2 protein-coding genes are annotated in these 1,320 nt (G+C 74.8%); both read right to left on the bottom strand.

The features are described 5' to 3' along the window. Positions 1 to 942, bottom strand: a complete 942-nt coding sequence (locus HMPREF0731_RS20065; RefSeq protein WP_007006047.1) for a dihydrodipicolinate synthase family protein — start codon at positions 940 to 942, stop codon at positions 1 to 3. Further along, positions 939 to 1,320 (bottom strand): FCD domain-containing protein (locus HMPREF0731_RS20060; protein WP_007006046.1); only part of this gene is annotated, 382 nt, incomplete at its 5' end. The genes HMPREF0731_RS20065 and HMPREF0731_RS20060, both read right to left, overlap by 4 nt.

Here is a 1,320-nt window from a genome sequence, read left to right as displayed (position 1 = left end):
CTACTTCGCGGCGGCGGCCCGCAGCAGGCCCCATTCGCCCAGGCGCTGGCGCAGCTCGGCCTCGGCGCGCGGCGTCAGCGGCCAGGCGGAGGGCGGGCGGGTCGGGCCGCAATCCTCGCCCATCATCCGCAGCGCCGCCTTCACCACCGAGACATTGGTGCCGTTCTGCTCCTCGGCGCGCAGCGCCTCGAAGGCCGCCATGGTCTCGATCAGCTTCGCCGCGCGGGCATAGTCGCCGGCCTCCAGCGCCGCGTGGATGGCCACCGAATGGGCCGGCCAGACATTGATCAGGCCGGAGGTGTAGCCGCGCGCGCCGACGGCGTAGAAGGGCGGCGCCCAGGTCTCGGCCAGGCCGCCGATCCAGGCGATGTCGAGGCCGCGCGTGGCACGGATCAGCTCGCCCAGGCGCAGCGGCGTCGGCGCCGCCCATTTCACGCCCACCACGCCCGGCACCTGGCAGAGCGCGATGATGTTGTCGATGCCGATGCCGTCATTGCGCAGGTAGAGCACCACCGGCAGGCCCTGCCCGGCCTCGGCCACGCGCTGCACATAGGCCAGGATGCCGCGCGGCGAGACGAAGGGATCGGGCGGCTGGTGCACCATCAGCGCCGTGGCGCCGGCGGCGCGGGAGGCGCGGGTCAGCGCGACCGCATCGCCGATGCTGCGGCCGATGCCGGCCAGCAGCGGCACGCGCCCGGCCACCTGCTCGGCCGCCATGTGGACGGCCGCCTCGGCCTCGGCGGTGGTCAGGCCGTAGAACTCGCTGGTGTTGCCATTGGCCACCAGCACATGCACGCCGGCCTGCACGGCGCGGTCCACCACCGGCTTCAGCTTCGCCGGGGCCAGCCGGTCCTCGGCGTCGAAGGGGGTGACGAGGATGCCGGAAATGCCGTTCAGCGCGGCGCGCAGCCCGGAAGCGGCCCCGGCTTGGGGGGTGGTCATGGCGTGTCCCTTTCGTCTTGGTCGAGCGCCTCGAGGATGCCGCTGGCCTCCAGCGAGCGCGTGACATGGGCGCGCATCCGCGCCTCGGCCCGGCCAGGGTCGCGGCGGCGGATGGCGGAGAGGATGGCGGCGTGCTCGCGCCAGGCGCGGCGCGGCTCCTGGGGCGTGGAGCGCAGCGCGCGCAGCCGGCCGAAATGGTCATAGGCGCGCAGCGCCCGCAGCGCGCGCAGCAGGAAGGCATTGCCGGCCAGGGCGTCGATCGCGGCGTGGAAGCGTTCATTCGCCTCGGCCAGCGCGGCGATGTCGGGGGCCTGGCCGGGCTGGCGGCTCAGCGCGTGCATCGCCCGCAGCTGCTCGCGCAGCGCGGCGATGGCGGCG

This window comes from Pseudoroseomonas cervicalis ATCC 49957 (genome assembly GCF_000164635.1).
Lineage (GTDB): Bacteria > Pseudomonadota > Alphaproteobacteria > Acetobacterales > Acetobacteraceae > Pseudoroseomonas > Pseudoroseomonas cervicalis.
Note: the sequence above shows the minus strand (reverse complement) of the source record. Positions and strands in the feature narration are given on the sequence as shown.

Excerpts from the sequence above, each read along its gene's own strand:
- HMPREF0731_RS20065 (WP_007006047.1), bottom strand. The coding sequence starts at position 942 with ATGACCACCCCCCAAGCCGGGGCCGCTTCCGGGCTGCGCGCCGCGCTG.